The 17,593-nt window shown below is 57.3% G+C and carries 19 protein-coding genes; 9 read left to right on the forward strand and 10 right to left on the reverse strand.

Going from position 1 to position 17,593, the window contains the following annotated elements; translation table 11 throughout:
• Nucleotides 1-48 precede the first annotated feature (48 nt).
• A complete protein-coding gene (locus tag SIB88_RS05365; protein WP_101245549.1) occupies nucleotides 49-444 on the reverse strand; it encodes a helix-turn-helix domain-containing protein in 396 nt (131 codons plus the stop codon).
• Nucleotides 445-612: 168 nt separating this feature from the next.
• A complete protein-coding gene (locus tag SIB88_RS05370) occupies nucleotides 613-969 on the reverse strand; it encodes a hypothetical protein (RefSeq protein WP_101245550.1) in 357 nt (118 codons plus the stop codon).
• Nucleotides 970-1,454: 485 nt separating this feature from the next.
• On the opposite strand from SIB88_RS05370, the gene SIB88_RS05375 reads away from it, so the two are divergent.
• Nucleotides 1,455-1,628 carry a hypothetical protein gene (locus tag SIB88_RS05375; protein WP_412565932.1) on the forward strand — a complete coding sequence of 58 codons (174 nt, stop codon included), beginning with the start codon at nucleotides 1,455-1,457 and terminating at the stop codon, nucleotides 1,626-1,628.
• Between the two features lie 74 nt (nucleotides 1,629-1,702).
• Here SIB88_RS05375 and phaR read toward each other — a convergent pair whose 3' ends face one another.
• Complete coding sequence (gene phaR, locus SIB88_RS05380; protein WP_101245552.1) at nucleotides 1,703-2,323, reverse strand: polyhydroxyalkanoate synthesis repressor PhaR; 621 nt, start codon at nucleotides 2,321-2,323, stop codon at nucleotides 1,703-1,705.
• A 317-nt stretch (nucleotides 2,324-2,640) separates the two neighbouring features.
• Here phaR and SIB88_RS05385 point away from each other — a divergent pair, with 317 nt between their 5' ends.
• On the forward strand, nucleotides 2,641-3,546 hold the full coding sequence (locus tag SIB88_RS05385; RefSeq protein WP_412557538.1) for a hypothetical protein: 906 nt from the start codon (nucleotides 2,641-2,643) through the stop codon (nucleotides 3,544-3,546).
• A complete protein-coding gene (locus SIB88_RS05390; RefSeq protein ID WP_412557539.1) occupies nucleotides 3,437-4,639 on the forward strand; it encodes an alpha/beta fold hydrolase in 1,203 nt (400 codons plus the stop codon). Before SIB88_RS05385 ends, SIB88_RS05390 begins: the two co-directional genes overlap by 110 nt.
• A 16-nt stretch (nucleotides 4,640-4,655) precedes the next feature.
• On the opposite strand, the gene SIB88_RS05395 is transcribed toward SIB88_RS05390, so the two are convergent.
• On the reverse strand, nucleotides 4,656-5,651 hold the full coding sequence (locus SIB88_RS05395) for a hypothetical protein (protein WP_412557540.1): 996 nt from the start codon (nucleotides 5,649-5,651) through the stop codon (nucleotides 4,656-4,658).
• 326 nt (nucleotides 5,652-5,977) lie between these two features.
• On the opposite strand from SIB88_RS05395, the gene SIB88_RS05400 reads away from it, so the two are divergent.
• The 3 genes from SIB88_RS05400 to phbB all read left to right on the forward strand — a co-directional run bounded on the left by SIB88_RS05400 (nucleotide 5,978) and on the right by phbB (nucleotide 8,802).
• Entirely contained in the window at nucleotides 5,978-6,439 is a 462-nt protein-coding gene (locus tag SIB88_RS05400) for an Lrp/AsnC family transcriptional regulator (RefSeq protein ID WP_412557541.1), read from the forward strand.
• A 216-nt stretch (nucleotides 6,440-6,655) separates the two neighbouring features.
• Nucleotides 6,656-7,828, forward strand: coding sequence for an acetyl-CoA C-acetyltransferase (locus SIB88_RS05405; RefSeq protein WP_068518335.1), 1,173 nt, complete (start codon nucleotides 6,656-6,658; stop codon nucleotides 7,826-7,828).
• A gap of 251 nt (nucleotides 7,829-8,079) precedes the next feature.
• Complete coding sequence (gene phbB / locus SIB88_RS05410) at nucleotides 8,080-8,802, forward strand: acetoacetyl-CoA reductase (protein ID WP_068518334.1); 723 nt, start codon at nucleotides 8,080-8,082, stop codon at nucleotides 8,800-8,802.
• 67 nt (nucleotides 8,803-8,869) lie between these two features.
• Here phbB and SIB88_RS05415 read toward each other — a convergent pair whose 3' ends face one another.
• Nucleotides 8,870-9,463: a cysteine hydrolase family protein gene (locus SIB88_RS05415; protein ID WP_412557542.1), complete on the reverse strand. Its 594-nt coding sequence runs from the start codon at nucleotides 9,461-9,463 to the stop codon at nucleotides 8,870-8,872.
• Nucleotides 9,464-9,575: 112 nt separating this feature from the next.
• Here SIB88_RS05415 and SIB88_RS05420 point away from each other — a divergent pair, with 112 nt between their 5' ends.
• Nucleotides 9,576-10,463 (forward strand): LysR family transcriptional regulator, encoded by an 888-nt coding sequence (locus tag SIB88_RS05420; protein WP_412557543.1) that lies wholly within the window; start codon nucleotides 9,576-9,578, stop codon nucleotides 10,461-10,463.
• On the opposite strand, the gene SIB88_RS05425 is transcribed toward SIB88_RS05420, so the two are convergent.
• The 4 genes from SIB88_RS05425 to SIB88_RS05440 all read right to left on the reverse strand — a co-directional run bounded on the left by SIB88_RS05425 (nucleotide 10,450) and on the right by SIB88_RS05440 (nucleotide 14,281).
• Entirely contained in the window at nucleotides 10,450-11,079 is a 630-nt protein-coding gene (locus SIB88_RS05425) for a nucleoside triphosphate hydrolase (RefSeq protein ID WP_412557544.1), read from the reverse strand. The genes SIB88_RS05420 and SIB88_RS05425 overlap by 14 nt on opposite strands.
• Nucleotides 11,080-11,211: 132 nt before the next feature.
• A complete protein-coding gene (locus SIB88_RS05430) occupies nucleotides 11,212-12,000 on the reverse strand; it encodes an ATP-binding cassette domain-containing protein (RefSeq protein ID WP_286888153.1) in 789 nt (262 codons plus the stop codon).
• On the reverse strand, nucleotides 11,997-13,079 hold the full coding sequence (locus tag SIB88_RS05435) for an ABC transporter permease (protein WP_068518331.1): 1,083 nt from the start codon (nucleotides 13,077-13,079) through the stop codon (nucleotides 11,997-11,999). The genes SIB88_RS05430 and SIB88_RS05435 overlap by 4 nt, the downstream gene beginning before the upstream one ends.
• A gap of 173 nt (nucleotides 13,080-13,252) precedes the next feature.
• On the reverse strand, nucleotides 13,253-14,281 hold the full coding sequence (locus SIB88_RS05440) for a sugar ABC transporter substrate-binding protein (RefSeq protein WP_068518330.1): 1,029 nt from the start codon (nucleotides 14,279-14,281) through the stop codon (nucleotides 13,253-13,255).
• Nucleotides 14,282-14,507: 226 nt separating this feature from the next.
• Between SIB88_RS05440 and SIB88_RS05445 the strand changes: the two genes are divergently transcribed.
• The gene (locus SIB88_RS05445) at nucleotides 14,508-15,755 is read left to right on the forward strand and encodes an ROK family transcriptional regulator (RefSeq protein ID WP_082817767.1); all 1,248 of its coding nucleotides are present in this window, start codon (nucleotides 14,508-14,510) and stop codon (nucleotides 15,753-15,755) included.
• A gap of 33 nt (nucleotides 15,756-15,788) precedes the next feature.
• Here the strand turns inward: SIB88_RS05445 and gloB are convergent, their stop codons facing one another.
• Nucleotides 15,789-16,559 carry a hydroxyacylglutathione hydrolase gene (gloB, locus tag SIB88_RS05450; protein WP_250282036.1) on the reverse strand — a complete coding sequence of 257 codons (771 nt, stop codon included), beginning with the start codon at nucleotides 16,557-16,559 and terminating at the stop codon, nucleotides 15,789-15,791.
• Nucleotides 16,560-16,725: 166 nt separating this feature from the next.
• On the opposite strand from gloB, the gene SIB88_RS05455 reads away from it, so the two are divergent.
• Nucleotides 16,726-17,568 carry a methyltransferase domain-containing protein gene (locus SIB88_RS05455; protein WP_412557545.1) on the forward strand — a complete coding sequence of 281 codons (843 nt, stop codon included), beginning with the start codon at nucleotides 16,726-16,728 and terminating at the stop codon, nucleotides 17,566-17,568.
• Nucleotides 17,569-17,593 lie beyond the last annotated feature (25 nt).

A 17,593-nucleotide genomic window follows, 5' to 3' on the forward strand; every position in this document is an offset into this window, starting at 1 on the left:
TAACTGGGGCAGCCTTTTTTCAAAGCGGCGCTGAAGTTCGAAATGAACTCAGGCAGCCTGATCAGCAAGGGCACGAGCCATCTGGCTCAGAGCTTCCTGATGTTTTTCGTGCTTGATGCTCGCAAAGTTGCGGGCCAGCTCAAGGCACATGCGCTGACGTGCGTTAAGCTCGGTTTCCTGATTGCCGTCGAGCCCTTCATAGAAGTAGCTGACCGGAACGCCCAAGACCTGAGAGATTTCATACAGGCGACCGGCAGAGATACGGTTGATGCCGCGCTCATACTTGTGGGCCTGCTGGTAGGTGACGCCGATCAGATCAGCCATCTGCTGCTGGGAAAGGCCCAGCATGATGCGGCGTTCGCGAATACGCTGACCAACATAACGGTCAGTGTCAGTAGCGCGGTTTGCGCGCTTCGGTTCTTCGTTTGCAGCAATCTCAGTCATATTATAATCCGTTATCAACCGCCAGTTATAGATCCCCACTTTGGATGCTGTTGGGCTTGTTTGTTTTGTGCCCAATGAACACCGGATCGCAGCACTGAAGATGCACTGCGATTTGATGATCTGTATCTGAACTTTGGTCAGATAATCGTTACAGCAATCCGCCAGAAGCTAGCTATATAGGTCAATTGAGCTGTCTTTGTCTAGTCCAGAAGGCGAAAAAAAGACGTGGGTTTCTACGCCGTAAGGTTTGGAGTGCCGTGCATAGCTGGCATGCATTTCCTGAATGACCGGCGGTTGCAAAAGGTTTTCCTGTGGTAAGAGCTGCCCCAAAAGCTGCGTCCAGAATGCTGCACTGCCCCCAAGATCATGGGGTTGCAACCACGCGCCACCATCCTGCGTGATTTCCCTGACGGGTGAAATTCGCGCAAGTTGATCTATTCCGATCCCGGCAGGACCATCCGTTCCGGTGCTCGCAGACGGATTCCTGCGGGCCGGTTGCATGGGTATCGGTGTGATCGCGGTCATGTGTTTTTCGGTCTACGGGGTTAAAACTGCCTGTCTGGTTCGGGACTCCGTGTGTTTCAGGGCGTGATCGGCCATTTACCCGGCAAAAATTGCCGCCTGTCGGCGGTGCCGGACGGGTTCAAAGAGTTAACAAAAAGTTTATGCAAGAATTCTGCCGACAGATGCGGTCCCCCATTGCCGCAGCAAAGCAGCACGCGGCAAAAGACAAGATCCGCCAGCTACCAGCCACCAGGCATCAAGGGCCAAGCAACGGGCAAGGTCTTTGGTCGTGGTCTTTGGCTTAGGCATGGATATGCGGAAGACCGGCGCGCCAGCACAAGGCCAACCGGCATCCGTCGACACAGACGGCACCCGTCTGCTTCTCACGGGCGGTAAGCATGACGGGGTAGGTTGCCGGATGCCCCCCCGGATGCCCAAGGCTGCCCGGAGGGCGAGAGTGGCCATGGGGGATAAGCGTTTGAATATGAGTTCGGATATTGGTTGGGATGCACTTGGGGATAGCCGTCGGGGATCGCTGGGATGGTCATGGACCAGTCACGGGAAGAGTATCCTGGTGCCTGACACGTCTGATCCCGCATCGCGGCGCCAAATCCCCTGATGTCACGCGCGTCTTGCCGACCGGCATGTCATCGCGCCTTGTCGATCAAGGCGACTGGTGATTGTCGGCATAAAAAAAGCGGGATCGCCCGATGCGACCCCGCTTTTGAATTCTGTCGTCTGTGACGATTGATGCCTATTTGTCGGACTTGCCACCGGCCAGACTGTTAAGCTGTGCCTGCATCGCTTCAAGCTGGCTTTTAAGCTCGTTAAGGGACGCATCGGACGGCGCGCTTGCAGGCGCGGTCGGTTTGGTCGGGGTGGCACCGGGCTGTCCGCCATTTTCATTTTCCTGAAGGAATGGCGAGAACATTTTCATCGTCTGTTCAAACAGCGCGATATTCTGTTTGTTCATTTCCTCGAACTGGCCGAACGGGAACATGCCCTGCATCGTGCCCTGCATATATTCGCGCATCTGTTCCTGATTATGGCCAAAGGCGCGCATCGCCTGTTCAAGGTAGCTTGGCACAAGCCCCTGAAGGCTGTCGCCATAGAACCCGATCAACTGGCGCAGGAAGCTGATCGGCAAAAGGTTCTGCCCCTTGTTCTCTTCCTCGACGATGATCTGGGTCAGCACCGGACGGGTGATGTCTTCGCCCGACTTGGCGTCATAGACCACAAAGTCGGTATTTTCTTTGACCATCTGTGAAAGGTGATCAAGCGTCACATAGGAACTGGTGGCCGTGTTATAGAGACGGCGGTTCGCATATTTCTTGATTACGATGCGGTCCTGATCATCTGATTTCTTGGTGGTCATGGCGTCTTTCCTGCTTCCCTGTTTCCCGGACGTCTGGTTGGCGAATGTTTGTAACGGTGGCTTTCTGCCTGATTTGCGTGTGCACAATTTACGATGTTGCGCAGCATTTTCGATTTTGCATTCGCTCAGAAGACAACAAGATTGCCGCGATTTTTCCAATGTGTCCAGTATTCAACGCGAAGTGCGGTGCGAAAAACAACTTGCGATATCGTTTATTGCTGCGCAGCACGGGAATTCGCTTTCCCCGAGCAGCCAACGATCTATAGTATTTGCCAGAACAAAGGCTTTGTATCAGGGACCGCAAAAAGGCCGCACCCATGACGACCGGAAAGGACAACCGGGATCACCCGGAAAGTTCGGATCAACCTTCGCCCGCATCTGATCCATCATCGGATGACGAAAAACTCGAACATCTTGCCACCCGTTTCCTGGCCCTGTGGCGTGAACAGGTCGCGGCAACCGCCGACGGGGCCGATGCCGCAAGCGCGATCGGGCGTCTTTATGCATCCCTGGGGGCGGATACCACCCGCATGGGCGAAGGGTTCGAAGCCTGGGGCAAGCTGATAGGGCAAATGGCCATGGGCCAACAGGCCGACCCAAAATCGACCCATCCGTTTGCCGGGGCGATGGGGGCGGCGGCGTCCAACCCGCTGATGGCAATGATGGATCAAATGGCAAAGGCCGCCCGCGATTTGCCGTCACAGCCCTTTGGCGGTGTGATGCCGTTCCCGCCCGGAATGGCGGAAATGGCCGGCATGTCGGGCATGACCGGCATGAAGCCCGGTGCGGCAACTGCGCCCGGTTCGAATGACAAAGCTGCGGATCACAAAACAGACACCGCCGAAAAAGCTGATGCCGGGACTGGCGGGGCTACCGGGACTACTGGGACTACCGGAAACGCATCGCCTGCGGCGGCGGCACCGCCAGCCGCGGCGACACCGGACGATCGGCCGTCACCGGCCAAATCACGTAAAAAGACGACGGCTGCAAAAAATGCTGCAAAGGGGCAGGGGAAGAATGATCAGTCCGATGCGACCAAAACCGCTTCCGCCAAAAAGGCAAAGTCAGAAACGGGCAGGGCCACGGCCGCTTCCGATGCACATGGCAGTCGAGATGACGAGCTGGCTCAGCTCGCGCGCCGCATTGCCGATCTTTCTGAAACAATTGCTGCCCTGGAAGCCGGAACTGAAGGAACAGGCGGAAAACCTCCTTCGCGAGATTGAAGCCTTCCATCCTGACGATATCGCCCAGGCCCTGGATCGTGTCGCCTTTGACCGGCATGCCGGATTTCATGACGGGGTGCGGTCCTATCAGCGCCATCCTTATCGCCGCCCGCGCGACGGGGCCGATGGCGATATTCCGGTCACCTGGGAAGACGGATCGACCCGTGTATATGATTATGGTGCCCTGAACCCCGATGATGATCAGGCGGCGGGCAAATATGTGTTGCTGGTGCCATCGCTGGTCAATCGCGGCTATATCCTTGATCTCAATGAGAAACGCAGCTTTGCCCGCTATCTCGCCAAATGCGGCTATCGCCCGCTTCTGGTTGAATGGGGCTATCCGGGGCTTGATGAAGCCAATTTCGGACTTGATGACTATATCGCGGCCCGTCTTGTAACCATCCTTCAGGATGTCGCCGATATGAATGGCGGGCCGGTTCCGGTGGTCGGCTATTGCATGGGCGGGGTGCTGGCACTGGCGGCGACACTTCTGGACCCGGCACAGGTTTCAAAGCTTGTTTTGCTCGCCACCCCGTGGGACTTCATGGCGGCCGGCCCGACCCAGTCGCGCATTGCGGCCGCCTTTGCGCCGTCACTGCCCCATATGCTGGCCATTCATGACACCTTGCCGGTCGATGTGCTGCAAAGCCTGTTTGCCAGCCTCGATCCCTTCATGATTGGCGAAAAGTTCCGCCGTTTTGGTCAGATGGCAACCGATTCCGCCCGGGCCCATGATTTTGTCGCCCTTGAAGACTGGCTTAATGACGGGGTGCCGTTAACGCGTCGGGTGTCGGTCGATTGCCTGATCGGCTGGTATGTCGAAAACAAGCCGGCCAAGGGCGAATGGCAGATTGACGGCATTGATATCAATCCGGCGGATTTGTCCTGTCCGGTGCTGGCGGTCATTCCGGAAAATGACCGCATCGTGCCGCCCGAAAGTGCGCAGGCCCTGTTTGATGCCTTCCCCGAAGATCTGCGCACCGAACTTCACCCGTCAAGCGGCCATATAGGCATGATGGTCGGATCGCGCGCCGAAAAATCAACGTGGGAACCGGTGGCGAAATGGTTGGCAGGTGACAGACCCGTCCCATAATCAGCCCGCGCCATAATCAGCCTGATGTATCGGTCACCAGTTGATCGGGTTTAGGGTCGGGTTTGCGGTCCCAGCGGATGGTCAGGCGGGCCAGAAGGGCGATGATGATCAGGGTCAGGATCACCCGCCCGACCAGAACCACCCAGATATCGGCACCAAGTGCCAGCATGATCGCCGTATCCTCGATCAATGAATGCGACAGCGACAACCAGCTCAGTGACAGGAACAGCGTGCGCGGCGGGTAATTGTTCTTGCGCGCATCATCAATGATCAGCGCCCCGCCAAATGTCAGGCCCAGCAACACACCAATGGTCGTGACCGGGGCGACATCACGCGACAGGCCCGAAACCCGCAAGATCGGCGACAGGGCAAGGGTGAACTTGTCGGTAAGCCCCGTGACCTTCATGACATCCAGTACCACCAGAAGCGCGGTAATCACGGCAAAACTGACAATCAGCGATTTGACGGTCTGCACCACCCAGTCCCCCCAACCGGCAAGCCCGGATGCGGTTTCATTGACCGTGCTGCCGGCCATCCATGAAAAATCCACCGGCTCGGACAGCCAGCCTGTCATGTTGCTGACCCATGTGACCAATGCGCCATACCCGATGGCCGCCCCGACCCGAAGGGCCGTGGTCGCAATCAGGCTGGCACCGGCCCGTTTGACAATCGCCTGTTCGACCGGAAGACCATGGGCAAACAGCATCATGGCGCAAAGCGCGCTTAACTGTGCGGCCGTCATATCAAGATGGGCCGACAACCCGATAAAGGCCCCAACCGCGCCATACATGCTGACCAGCGCACAGGTCGCCCAGATCAGGCCCGCCTCGGCCGGCAACCCGATCAATGACATCACCGGCGTCAAAAGATCCGACGCCACCTTGATCGCGCCGAATTCCTCGGCAATGCGGACAATGATCATCACCGGCAGCATCACCTTCATCAGGGTGATGAAAAGCTTCTGGCTGCGATTGATCAGATCAAAAACATAACGTTGCGTGGCACGGGTCATCGGGGCGGTTATCCGTTGGTCATGATGTGGCGGGCCCTTTGGTGCGCGCAAGGATCACATCCGAACAGGTTGCGGTTGGGGCGGTGGCAGTTCGACTGAATGATCTTCCCGGCATCTCTGGGGCAAAGATGCCGGTCTGTCCATCCCGTTCTTTGACAGTCTTTGACAGGGGGCAAACCTGTCATCTCGATTTGTTCGCTGGTGGGCGAGGGTCTCTGATGCCCGGATCATGCCATGCGTTCCCGATGGGTGGGCGGCGAATTTGCGCAAACGCACGCAATGTGGCAGCGTTATGTGGTGAAATCGCGCTTTGGAGTTGCGTATCTATGGCCGAACTGGATCAGATCGATATGAAAATCCTGCGTCTGTTGCAGACAGATGCAGACATCCCCAATGCCGAACTGGCCGAACGGATCGGCCTTTCGCCATCGGCCTGCTTGCGCCGGGTCGCCAGGCTGCGTGAAAACGGGGTGATTCGCAAAACAGTCGCGGTCATTGATCCGGCCTTTGTCGGTCGGCCCCTGACCGCGGTGATCAATCTTGAATTCCACCGGCACGGTAATCGTTATCGCCAGGGCTTCATTGCCAAGGTCCGCGACCTCGCCGCTGTTCAGCAATGCTACCTTGTCACCGGCGAGGTCACCGGCGTTCTGGTTTTGCATATGCGTGACATGGCCGAATATACCGCCCTGTGTGAAACTCTTTTTGACGCCGATGACAATATCGTCTGGTACCGGACCTATATTGTGACAGAAGTCCTAAAAGATGAACCGGGGCTTGCGATCTAGGGGCGCAAGGCGCACACTCTTAATCACAGGTTATGCAAAGACGTGGCGTAAATCGGCTTTGGGGTGTAGTCCGGCGGGGCTGTCCGAAAGTGGTAGGCATCAATGCTTGGAAAATTGTTGCAGTGCGATAATATCGTCACAGGACCATGTCTGGGCAGAAATGAAAAATCGTTGCCCGGTCCAGGGAAACGTAATCAGGAATAATCGGAGGGTTTCATGACCGACGTCGTAATTGTGGGTGCAGCACGTACACCAATCGGCGCATTCAGTGGTACGCTGGCGAATACGCCGGCACATGATCTGGGTGCTGTTGCCATCAAGGCTGCACTGGAACGCGCGGGCGTTGAAGGGGACGCGGTGGATGAAGTCATCCTCGGCCAGGTTCTCACAGGGGGGCAGGGGCAGAACCCCGCCCGTCAGGCCGCCATCGGTGCGGGCATCTCGGATCGCGCAACCGCCTTTTTGATCAACCAGGTCTGTGGTTCGGGTCTGCGCACGGTGGCCCTTGCCGCCCAGCAGATCATGACCGGGGACGCCAATATCGTGGTTGCCGGTGGTCAGGAAAACATGTCGCTTTCAACCCATGTCGCACATCTGCGCGCCGGGCATAAAATGGGCGATGTCAAATTCATCGACAGCATGATCAAGGACGGCCTGTGGTGCGCTTTCAACGGCTATCACATGGGCAATACGGCTGAAAACATTGCCGCCAAATGGGGTATCTCGCGCGAAGAACAGGACGCCTTTGCAGCCGGTTCCCAGAACAAGGCCGAAGCCGCCCAGAAATCCGGTCGTTTCAATGATGAAATCGCTGCGGTAACCATCGCCAACCGCAAGGGCGATATCGTCTTTGATACCGATGAATATCCGCGCCATGGTGCAACTGCCGAAGGCATGGCCAAACTGCGCCCGGCCTTTGACAAGGAAGGCACGGTCACGGCCGGCAACGCATCGGGCATCAATGACGGGGCTGCTGCCCTTGTTGTGATGTCCGCAGCCGAAGCCGCCAAACGTGGCCTGACCCCGCTTGCAACAATCAAAAGCTGGGCGACGGCGGGTGTTGATCCGGCCATCATGGGCTCAGGTCCGATCCCGGCCTCGAAAAAGGCCCTTGAAAAAGCCGGCTGGTCGGCCGCCGACCTTGACCTGATCGAAGCCAACGAAGCCTTTGCCGCCCAGGCAATTGCGGTCAATCGCGACATGGGCTGGGATACCGACAAGGTCAATGTCAATGGCGGTGCGATTGCGCTTGGCCATCCGATCGGGGCATCGGGCGCACGTGTCTTCACCACGCTGCTGTATGAAATGCAGAAACGCGACGCGAAAAAAGGTCTCGCGACGCTTTGCATCGGTGGCGGCATGGGAGTTGCGCTGTGCGTCGAGCGCTAACGCAAGTTTCTGACTGAATTTTCTGCTGCGCGGGGCGTCCTCTTGAATGGGGGAGGCCCCGTTTGCATTTCAGAAAGTCATGCTGCAGTGCGACGAAAGACTAAACCGACCGGCTGACATAGATCATGGAGAAGTAATAAAATTACATATATAAGGTAGTTTATGGATTAAAGTTACGTGCGTCGTAGAAGGGCAAACTACGAGACTCGTTATGAAGACAGGCTTGATGAACGAAGTTTAGGGAGGCGACCATGACAAAAACAGCACTGGTAACCGGTGGAACGCGCGGTATTGGCAAGGCAATCAGCCTGGCGCTCAAGGATGCGGGCTATACCGTTGTTGCAAACTATGCTGGCAATGACGAGGCCGCAAAGGCCTTCAGCGATGAAACAGGCATTGCAACCTGCAAATGGAGCGTCGCGGATCCCGATGGCTGTGCGGCTGGCATCGCCAAGGTCGAGGCCGATATTGGCCCGATCGATATTCTGATCAACAATGCCGGCATCACCCGTGACGGTTTCATGCATAAAATGGAAACCGAACAATGGCATGCGGTGATCGAAACCAATCTCAGCTCGCTATTCTATATGACCAAACCGGTTCTTGAAGGCATGCGGGCCCGCGGCTTTGGCCGCATTGTCAATATTTCCTCGATCAACGGGCAGGCCGGTCAGTTCGGCCAGACCAACTATTCCGCGGCCAAGGCCGGTGTGCACGGCTTTACCAAGGCCCTTGCCCAGGAAGTCGCGCGCAAGGGCATTACGGTCAACACCATCGCGCCGGGCTATATCAATACCGACATGGTGGCGGCTGTCCCGGAAAAGGTTCTCGAAGGTATCGTTGCCAAAATCCCGGTCGGCCGACTGGGCGAAGCCGACGAAATCGCCCAGGCGATCCTGTATCTTTGCGGCCCGAATTCCGGCTTCATCACCGGTTCCTGCCTGTCGATCAATGGCGGTCAGCACATGTTCTGATCCCGCCTGCGCCGGATCAAAACAACGCCCCGCAGACAAATTTGCGGGGCGTTTTGTCTATCCGGGATCAGGCTGCCAATACATCCCTGGTCGAGACGATCTTGGCAAAGGTATCACCCAGCATGGTCAGTTCGTGGCGATGCAGGTCAGCGGCCGGTATTGCCTTGCCGCTGATGGCATCGGGCAGATCGCGCGTGGTGGTGGCATCCGATACCACCGTGACCCCAAACCCCTTTTCATCGGCGACCCGGGCGGTGGTTGATACACAAACATGTGTCATGAAGCCGGTGATCACCAGCTGCTTGAAACCGCCCTGTTGCAACAGTTCGTCAAGTCCGGTGCCGCCAAACGAACTTGGGACCGATTTGGTCAGGATTGCCTCACCCTCCTTGGGCGCAACCTCGGCCATGATCGCGGCATAGGGGCCGCTTGGATCAAACAGGCCGGTTGCGTGATGCTGAATATGGATAACGGTCCCGCCCTGTGCCCGCCAATGGCTCAGAAGTTTCTGAATATTGGCCAGTGCGGGCTCAAGACCCGACAGTTGCAGTTTGCCGCTGCGGTATTCTTCCTGTGCGTCAATGACGATCAGGGCGGCATCATCGGGTGTTCCGGTCACAAGACTTGCCCCGGCAAGATCAAAAATGGTTTTCGCAGTCATTTTCGGCATCCTTCGGTTGTTTCGCTGATGCCCCATCATGTCTCTGCGAAATTGCATTATCCATCGGCAATAATTCGATTATAATCTGCAAAAATGCAGATCAGTGGAATGTATGATGTCACTTGATTGGGAAGGATTGCGGACCTTTGCCCATGTCTGTCAGGCCGGGAATATGAGTGCCGCTGCCCGTGAACTCGGGGTGAACCAGACGACGGTGGCGCGCCGCATTGCCCGGCTGGAAGAATGGGTGGGCTATGCCATTTTGCACCGCGATGGTCGTGTGCTGGTACCAACCGCCCGTGCGCAGGTCCTGTTGCAAACCGCCCGGCACATGCAGGACACGGTATCGGATTTGCTGACACGCGATCCGGTTTCCGAACAGGCTGACGGGGCTGTTGGCGGCATTGTGCGCCTGACCGGGGTTGATGCGATTTTACAAGATTGCGTCGCCCCGCATATCGCCGATCTGCATCAACGCTTTCCGAAAATTGCTTTGGAACTGATCGGGGCCAACCGCAATCTCAGTCTGCCACAACGTGAAACCGATATCGCCATCCGCCTGGCCCGACCCGATAGCGGGGCGTTTCATATCCGCAAGCTCGGTTATCTTGAATATGGCATCTATTGCAATCCGAACGGGCTGCCGGCAACCGCGGTGGATCCGCAAACCCTGCCATGGATCGACCTTGACGAATTCTTTGCCGACAAGCCCGAACAAAAATGGCTGGCCGATCATTTCCCCGACCGGACGGTCATCGGCTATGCCAATCGCGGATCGATCATGGTTTCAATGATGACGGGGCACGCCTGTTGCGCCCTTTTGCCCCGATGCGTCGGGGATCGCATCGACTTTCTCAGATGCCTCGATACATATCACCCGACCGGCCGCGAAGTCTGGCTTCTAACCCATCAGGAAAAACGCCATCTGCCCCAAGTCCGCGCCGTCATCGACTGGCTGACCCGCATCCTGCTTGACGGGGATTTCATTACACGTTTGTGATTGTGATGGTGGCCGGTTTGCTGGATCTGGCAACCGTCAAGGCATTGGGCAGATCATTATGCTCGGCTTTGGTGATTGCTGATTGATGGTCAAAGCCAAGGCCCTGCCACCGGTCAATCAGGCGTGCGCGCAGGGTTTCTTCAGGCACTTCAAGAAATACCGACAGATCAAAAAGCCCGTGAAGCCCGTTCCATGGTTCCTGATCAAGCAACAGGTAATTGCCTTCGACCAGAATGATGCGGTGGCGCGGCGAAATGGCGCGTGCCGATCCGCGTGATATTTCAAGTGCGCGGTCAAAAACCGGCACATAGATCTCTTCATCTGGGCTATCACGCAGCGCAAGCAGGATGCGTCTCAATCCCCCGACATCAAAGGTGTGCGGCGCGCCCTTGCGCGATAACAGCCCGCGCTGTTTCAGGATCGCATCATCAAAATGAAAACCATCCATCGGCACAACAGCAGCACCGGCTTCATCACCCCCCAGATGGTGATAAAGCCGGTCGGACAAATGTGATTTGCCCGATGCTGGTGCCCCGATGATCGCAACCAGGATGCGCTGATCATCAGTTTGTTGTGCGCGGATCATCGCCGCCAGTTCGTCAATGTCGGGTGTCATCTGGGTTGGGTCTTCTGGAATTGATGTCTTGTGGGTTTTTGTTTTTGAACGGGCGGGGCAGGGGTGCTGCTTTGGGTCATTCTGCCCCGCCCGGTCTGGTGTCATATCAGTGTCGGGTCAACCATCATCGGATCAGGTGGCGGCATCCGCCGCGGGTGGTTCCATGGCCCCGGTCATGAAGGCAACCGCATCGGACATGCTGTAATCATCGGGCTTGATGGTACAAAGCCGTTTGCCCAGCCGATGGACATGAATGCGGTCCGCGACCTCGAACACATGGGGCATATTGTGCGAAATCAGCACAATCGGCATGCCGCGCGCCTTCACATCGGCAATCAGATCCAGCACACGCCGGCTTTCCTTCACACCAAGGGCGGCGGTCGGTTCATCCATGATCACGACGCGCGATCCGAATGCCGCTGCCCGTGCGACCGCAACCCCCTGGCGTTGCCCCCCAGAAAGGGTCTCGACCGCCTGGTTGATGTTCTGAATGGTCATCAGGCCAAGCTCGGACAGCTTTTCACGTGCCAGCCGCTGCATTTCCTTGTGATCAAGTGCACCGAAATATTTGCCCATGAAGCCTTTTTTGCGAAGCTCGCGCCCCATGAACATGTTATCGGCAATCGACAGGGCCGGTGACAGCGCAAGGTTCTGATAAACCGTCTCGATCCCGGCTTCGCGGGCCTCCATCGGCGATGTGAAACCGATCGGCTTGCCATCTAGTTCGATGCTGCCTTCATCAATCGTGATCGCCCCGGAAAGCGCCTTGATCAGCGATGATTTCCCCGCCCCGTTATCACCGATAACGGCCAGGACCTCGCCGGGATAAAGATCGAAATCGGCATGATCAAGTGCGGTTACCCGGCCATAGCGTTTGACAATCCCGCGTGCCCGAAGAACCGGTTTTGTTGTGTTGCTCATGACGACACCTTTCTGATCCACTGGTCAATGGCCACGGCAATGATGGTCAGCCAGCCAATGGCAAAGACCTGCCACAGAACATCCACCCCCGCCAAGCGAAGCCCGGAATTGAACACGCCAACAATCAGCGCCCCGATCAGCGGACCGATGATCGACCCGCGCCCGCCAAACAGCGAGATGCCGCCAATCACAACTGCGGTAATCGATTGAAGGTTGGCTTCCTGAAAGCTTTGTGGTGAAACCGATCCGACACGTCCGATCGATGCCCATGCCCCGATGCCGCATACAAGTCCGGCCAGGCCATAAACCATGATCAGGGTACGGTTGGTGCGGATGCCCGAAAGCTCGGCGGCTTCCTTGTCATCGCCAATCGCATAAACATGCCGCCCCCAGCTGGTATGGTTCAGGATGTACCAAAGCACTCCGAAAATCACCAGCATCAGGATCGACCCATAGGTGATGCGTGCCCCGCCAAGCGCGATGCTTTCGCCAAAGAATTTCAAAAGCGGGGCAATTTCATCAAGCGTCTGGCTGCGGATCGACTGCGCGCCCGAAAGCCACAGATTAAGCGCAAAGAAAATATTCCAGGTGCCCAGTGTGACGATGAAAGGTGGCAACTTGATCCGGGTGACCAGAAAACCGTTAAGCCCCCCGGCCGCAATCCCCCCGATACAGCCCGCAATGATCGCAATCGGGGCGGGCACGCCAAGGGTAATGGCAAGCTGGCCCATGATCACCGACATCAGAACCATGATCGCCCCGACCGAAAGATCGATGCCCGCGGTCAGGATGACAAGGCTTTGTGCCGCGGCCAGAATCCCGATGATCGAGACCTGCTGCATGATCAGCGACAGGTTAAAGGGTGAAAAGAATTTGCTGCCTGCAACAAAGCCGAAAATCACGATGGACGCGATCAGAACGATCACCGGCACCATCGTCGGGTTGCCGTGCAGGAAATGCTGCACATTGTCAAACAGGCTGCGTGATTTGTGTTCGAATGTTGCAATGGAGCGGTCACTGGATTCAAGCGACTGCTCGAAATCCTGTTTTTTGCGTGACGATTGAGCTGTATCGCTCATCTGTTCCTCCCGACCTGGTTCGGGTCTGTGCGGGGCAGGGTGCACGCACGGCCCGGAAGTCATCCGTCCGGTTCTGATGACCGGTTTGGTTTGCGGATGTCGACCAAGTGTAATCTAAAGTGGGACAAGGAGGGCGAACTTCTTGCCGCCCTCCTTCGAAGCGGAAGGGATCCTTAACCCCAGCAGCGATCCGTGCCCTCGGCAACGCTGATTGACGGCACGCCGTCAACAGGCTGGTCGGTCACAAGATTGACGCCGGTGTTATAGAAGTTCAGGCCCTGCGAATTCTGGGGTTTTTCACCGCTATCCGCCCATGCCTTGATTGCTTCGATTCCCTTGGACGCCATCAGAAGCGGATATTGCTGGGAGGTCGCACCAATCACGCCATCCTTGACGTTGGCCACACCCGGGCAGCCGCCATCGACCGAAACAATCAGAACGCCTTCTTCCATGCCAAATGCCTTGAGCGCCTCATAGGCACCCGCCGCGGCCGGTTCGTTGATCGTATAGACAACATTGATATCCGGGTCGCGCTGCATAAGGTTTTCCATGGCTTTGCGGCCACCTTCCTCATTGCCGCTGGTCACGTCGTGACCAACGATCCGGGCGTCATCCTCGTCCCCGATCTTGTTGGGGTCCTTGATGTCGATCCCGAAACCTTTCATGAAGCCCTGATCGCGCAAGACATCGACCGACGGCGCACTTGGCGACAGATCAAGCAGCGCGATTTTCGCATCACTTGCCTTGTCACCCAGTTTGGCCGCCGCCCACTGACCAATCAGCTCGCCTGCCTTGAAATTGTCAGTGGCAAAGGTTGCATCGGCCGCATCGATCGGTTCAAGCGGCGTATCAAGCGCAATCACAAGCAGCCCGGCATCGCGGGCCTTTTTGACCACCGGCACAATCGCCTTGGTGTCCGATGCGGTCAGAAGAATACCCTTGGCCCCCGATGCAATGCAGGACTCGATGGCCTGGACCTGTGTTTCATGGTCGCCATCGATTTTCCCGGCATAGGTCGAAAGATCGATGCCAAGTTCCTCGGCCTTGGCCGAAGCCCCTTCTTTCATTTTGACAAAGAACGGGTTGATGTCGGTTTTGGTAATCAGGCAGGCCCCGATATCGGCAGCCTGTGCCGCATTGGGGGCAGCCGAAAGGCCAAGAGCAAGCGCACCAAGGGTTGCGCCAAGAAGTGCTTTTTTCATGTGTTTCCTCCCAGGGATGAACCTGAATGGCTGATCGGTTTCGACCAGCACCATTTGTTTTCCAACAGATCGTGGCGCGCATTTTCTTCAGGGCCTTCAACCTGTCTGCCGCCTAGCACACACCAATCCGGCGGGGCTGTCAATTAATAAATCCGGTTGATTTATTAATTAATCCTGTCACTCTGAACCGCAATCGGGCATTAAAGGACCCGAGTGGGAGGACCAGATGACGCAAACCATATCGACCAGCCCCGACCAAACAGGGGCGGAAGATCAGGCAGCACGTCCGCTGCATCCGGGCGGTGGCGCCAATCAGCTGCGTGTGCGCGCCTATAATGAACGGCTTGTCCTGTCGCTGGTCCGCCGCAATGCCGGTCTGTCAAAGGCCGATATTGCAAGGCTTTCGGGGCTTTCGGCCCAAACGGTGTCCGTGATCATGCGCGCCCTTGAAAAGGACGGATTGCTCAAACGCGGCACCCCGGTCCGCGGCAAGGTCGGCAAACCCAAAGTCCCGATGGCGCTTAATCCTGACGGGGTATTTTCTTATGGTCTGAAGATCGGCCGGCGCAGTGCCGAACTGATCCTGCTGGATTTTGTCGGCACCGTGCGGGCGTCGCTCAAGGAAGCCTACAAATACCCGACCCCCGATGGCATCCGCCAATTTGTCCGGGACTCGATTGACCGCATCACCGCCGGTCTTGGCACGGATCAGCGCAACCGCATTGCCGGGATCGGCATTGCCGCCCCGTTTGAACTCTGGAACTGGGTGGATGAAGTCGGCGCCCCGGTCGAAGACATGAATGCCTGGCGCGAAGTCGATCTGATCGACACCATCGGCGCCATCGTGCCCTTCCCGGTCTTTCAGCAAAATGACGCGACCGCCGCCTGCGGGGCCGAACTGGTCTTTGGCCTTGGTCCGAACTATGCCGACTTTGCCTATTTCTTTATCGGATCATTTATCGGCGGTGGCGTGGTGCTCAATCAGGCGCTTTATGCCGGGCGTACCGGCAATGCCGGGGCTTTCGGATCAATGCCGGTTTCCTCGCGCAGCGGCCATCCCAGCCAACTGATCGATCAGGCATCGATCTTTGTGCTTGAAGATATGCTGACCCGCGACGGCCGTGATCCCGCCATGCTGTGGCGCGACCCGGACTATTGGAACACGCTGGGTGAAACCCTTGATATCTGGATCAGCCACACCGCACGCAGTCTGGCAATCGCCATTACCTCGGTCTGTTCGGTGATCGATTTTGAAGCGGTGATTGTCGATGGCGGCTTTCCGCCTGATGTCTGTGCCCGGCTGGTCGCGGCAACCCGGGCGGCCACCAGCGACCTTGACCTTCAGGGCATCGAACGCCCCCATATCGAACAGGGCCAGGTCGGCAGTGCCGCGCGTGCCATCGGGGCGGCAAGCCTGCCTTTATTCTCGCGCTATCTGCTTGATCAGAATGTCCTGTTCAAGCAGATGCAATAACCCCGGACCCAGACCCAGACCCGGACCCTGATCCTAGAAACTGTCCTTGCGCTTGCGGATCTCGGCAAAGATATCGACCGGGCTTTGGCCGCTCATGCCGATTGCTGCGGCAAGCGACGGCTCATCAGCCCGCAGGAACGGGTTGGTCGCAAGCTCGACATCCAGACGCGATGGAATGGTCGGCAAATTGCGCGCGCGCAGCCCGTCAATATCCTGACAGCGTGCAATCAGGATCGGATTATCCGGTTCGATGGTTTTGGCAAAGCGCGCATTGGACTGGGTATATTCATGCCCGCAATAGACCTGGGTGCTGCCCGGAAGATCGCGGAACTTGCAAAGGGAATCCCACATCTGTGCCGGTGTGCCTTCAAACAACCGCCCGCAGCCCAGCGCAAACAGGCTGTCGCCCGAAAACAGCGCAGTAACCGCCGGGAAATAAAACGCAATATGGCCGCTGGTATGACCCGGAACGTCAAAGACCCGCCCCTTGAGATCCCCGATCAGAACCTGATCCCCCTCGGCGCATGTTTCATCCATATTGGGAATGCGCGCACTTTCCGCCGCCGGACCCAAAAGCTTCGCCCCGTATTTTTCAATCAGTTCGCCATTGCCGCCAATATGGTCATGGTGGTGATGGGTATTGATCACCAGATCAAGGTTCCAGCCCCGTTCTTCAAGGGCGGCAATCACCGGGGCTGCTTCGCCCGGATCAATCACGGCGGTGACGTCGCTGTAATGACAGCGCACAAGATAGGTGTAATTGTCTGAAAGACACGGAATAACGATCACTTCGCCCGCGGCCATGGCGTACCTCTGCACTGAATTTGTGTAATTGCCCCAAGACTATCAGCAAGGACTGTCTTGAAACAATCACCCAAAATCCAAAGATTTTGACATTCTATGCTAGGGTCGGGACCGAACTGTCTGCAAAGATGTTTCCGTGCCGCAAAGGGGATGATAGGTTTACCGAATGCCGCAGGATGTCGTTGATCTTCACCGTTTTTATGCCAGCAGTATCGGTCAGGCCGCCCGTCGCCTGATCCGCAGGCGCCTGCGCGTCATGTGGTCGGATGTGCGGGGCATGCGGGTGCTGGGCTTTGGCTATGCCACGCCCTATCTGCGCCCCTTTATCGGCGAGGCCGAACGCGTTATGGCCTTCATGCCCGCCCGTCAGGGCTGCGTGCACTGGCCCGTGGACGAAGAAAACCGTGTCGCCCTGACCGAAGAAACCATGCTGCCGCTGCCGGACAGTTCGGTTGATCGCATTCTGCTGGTCCATCTGGTCGAACATTCCGATTCCATGCGCCGTCTGATGCGCGAATGCTGGCGGGTCTTGACGCCCAATGGCCGGATCGTGGTCGTGACTCCGAACCGAAGCTCGCTGTGGTCCTGGTCGGAAAAGACGCCGTTTGGCTATGGCCATCCCTATAGCGTGTCCCAATTGCAAAACCTGATGCGCGAAAACATGTTCCTGCCGGTTCAGCACAGCCGCGCGCTGTTCCTGCCACCGACCCAGCGCCGCCTGTTCCTGCGCTGGTCGCAGCTGTTTGAAAATATCGGATCGCGCCTGTTCAAGGCCTTTGCCGGTGTCTCGATCGTCGAAGCCGGCAAACAGCTTTATGCCAGCACCGGCACCCCGTCGCGCAAGCGCCGTCTGGTCCACATTCCGGTAACCGTACCGCCCCTTCGCCCGGCCGAAGGCAATCATCAGCATCAAAAGGACCACGTCCTGTCATCGCGGTCCGCTATGGTCGATGTCGCCGATGCCGCCGATGATGCGGCGCTTACGGATCGGACCGACAAGCCCGCATGATGTCCGGGCCGGTTTGGCGCCCGGA

It is taken from the genome of Thalassospira sp. MIT121401 (assembly GCF_047125595.1).
GTDB lineage: Bacteria > Pseudomonadota > Alphaproteobacteria > Rhodospirillales > Thalassospiraceae > Thalassospira > Thalassospira povalilytica.

What these genes read in the sequence shown, in the direction of transcription:
- SIB88_RS05365 (WP_101245549.1), bottom strand. Translation starts at nt 444, where the DNA reads ATGACTGAGATTGCTGCAAACGAAGAACCGAAGCGCGCAAACCGCGCT.
- SIB88_RS05370 (WP_101245550.1), bottom strand. Translation starts at nt 969, where the DNA reads ATGACCGCGATCACACCGATACCCATGCAACCGGCCCGCAGGAATCCG.
- SIB88_RS05375 (WP_412565932.1), top strand. Translation starts at nt 1,455, where the DNA reads ATGCACTTGGGGATAGCCGTCGGGGATCGCTGGGATGGTCATGGACCA.
- phaR (WP_101245552.1), bottom strand. Translation starts at nt 2,323, where the DNA reads ATGACCACCAAGAAATCAGATGATCAGGACCGCATCGTAATCAAGAAA.
- SIB88_RS05385 (WP_412557538.1), top strand. Translation starts at nt 2,641, where the DNA reads ATGACGACCGGAAAGGACAACCGGGATCACCCGGAAAGTTCGGATCAA.
- SIB88_RS05390 (WP_412557539.1), top strand. Translation starts at nt 3,437, where the DNA reads ATGACGAGCTGGCTCAGCTCGCGCGCCGCATTGCCGATCTTTCTGAAA.
- SIB88_RS05395 (WP_412557540.1), bottom strand. Translation starts at nt 5,651, where the DNA reads ATGACCCGTGCCACGCAACGTTATGTTTTTGATCTGATCAATCGCAGC.
- SIB88_RS05400 (WP_412557541.1), top strand. Translation starts at nt 5,978, where the DNA reads ATGGCCGAACTGGATCAGATCGATATGAAAATCCTGCGTCTGTTGCAG.
- SIB88_RS05405 (WP_068518335.1), top strand. Translation starts at nt 6,656, where the DNA reads ATGACCGACGTCGTAATTGTGGGTGCAGCACGTACACCAATCGGCGCA.
- phbB (WP_068518334.1), top strand. Translation starts at nt 8,080, where the DNA reads ATGACAAAAACAGCACTGGTAACCGGTGGAACGCGCGGTATTGGCAAG.
- SIB88_RS05415 (WP_412557542.1), bottom strand. Translation starts at nt 9,463, where the DNA reads ATGACTGCGAAAACCATTTTTGATCTTGCCGGGGCAAGTCTTGTGACC.
- SIB88_RS05420 (WP_412557543.1), top strand. Translation starts at nt 9,576, where the DNA reads ATGATGTCACTTGATTGGGAAGGATTGCGGACCTTTGCCCATGTCTGT.
- SIB88_RS05425 (WP_412557544.1), bottom strand. Translation starts at nt 11,079, where the DNA reads ATGACACCCGACATTGACGAACTGGCGGCGATGATCCGCGCACAACAA.
- SIB88_RS05430 (WP_286888153.1), bottom strand. Translation starts at nt 12,000, where the DNA reads ATGAGCAACACAACAAAACCGGTTCTTCGGGCACGCGGGATTGTCAAA.
- SIB88_RS05435 (WP_068518331.1), bottom strand. Translation starts at nt 13,079, where the DNA reads ATGAGCGATACAGCTCAATCGTCACGCAAAAAACAGGATTTCGAGCAG.
- SIB88_RS05440 (WP_068518330.1), bottom strand. Translation starts at nt 14,281, where the DNA reads ATGAAAAAAGCACTTCTTGGCGCAACCCTTGGTGCGCTTGCTCTTGGC.
- SIB88_RS05445 (WP_082817767.1), top strand. Translation starts at nt 14,508, where the DNA reads ATGACGCAAACCATATCGACCAGCCCCGACCAAACAGGGGCGGAAGAT.
- gloB (WP_250282036.1), bottom strand. Translation starts at nt 16,559, where the DNA reads ATGGCCGCGGGCGAAGTGATCGTTATTCCGTGTCTTTCAGACAATTAC.
- SIB88_RS05455 (WP_412557545.1), top strand. Translation starts at nt 16,726, where the DNA reads ATGCCGCAGGATGTCGTTGATCTTCACCGTTTTTATGCCAGCAGTATC.